The 867-nt window shown below is 64.5% G+C and carries 1 protein-coding gene; it reads right to left on the bottom strand.

Annotated features, from left to right (window positions below; genetic code table 11):
- On the bottom strand, positions 1 to 828 hold an 828-nt coding region (locus tag EN939_RS36160), incomplete at its 3' end, for an aldo/keto reductase (RefSeq protein ID WP_164751601.1).
- Positions 829 to 867 lie beyond the last annotated feature (39 nt).

Below are 867 nucleotides of genomic sequence, written 5' to 3' on the forward strand. Positions count from 1 at the left end.
GCCAAGCAGCCAGGCCAGCGCCACCTGCGCTGCCGACACGCCGCGCTGCGCGCCGATCTCGACAAGGACGTCGACGATCCGCCACAGCCGGTCCTCGTCGCGGATCGGCGGTTCGGACCAGCCCGCGAGTTGGCGGGCGGTGGGGCTGTCGCGGCGGTATTTGCCGGACAGCAATCCGCCGGCAAGCGGGCTCCAGACCAGGACGCCTAACCCCTGGTCGACGGAAATCGGCAGCAACTCGTACTCCGCCTCGCGCGCTTCCAGCGTGTAATGGATCTGCTGCGTGACGAAGCGCGGCTGGTGGCGGCTGTCGCTGATGCCGAGCGCCTTCATCACCTGCCAGCCGGAATAGTTGGAGCAGCCGACATAGCGGATCTTGCCCTGGGCAACCAGCGTGTCGAGCGCGCCGATGGTTTCCTCCAGCGGTGTCACGCCATCCCATTCGTGCAGGAAATAGATGTCGATGACGTCTGTCCTGAGCCGCTTCAGGCTCTTCTCGCATTCGCGGATCAGGTGATGGCGCGACAAGCCTTCATCGTTTGGGCCTTTGCCGATCCGCATCCGTGCCTTGGAGGCGATCAGCACGTCGCCCTTGCGCTTGCCGCCGAGCGCTTCGCCGATGATTTCTTCGGAAATGCCATTCGAATAGACGTTGGCGGTGTCGATGACATTGATGCCGGCGTCGATGCAGAGATCGATCATCCGGCGCGCCTCGTCGAGATCGGTCTTGCCGACCGCCGAAAATGCGCCGGCGCCGCCGAACGTCATGGTCCCCATGGTCAGCGTCGAAACTTTCAGGCCGGAACGGCCGAGGGTGCGGTATTCCATGTCGATCCTCGCGATTGCGTTGGGGAAGGGGCTGGGGAG

The organism is Mesorhizobium sp. M7A.F.Ca.CA.002.05.1.1 (assembly GCF_003998335.1).
Classification (GTDB): Bacteria; Pseudomonadota; Alphaproteobacteria; order Rhizobiales; family Rhizobiaceae; genus Mesorhizobium.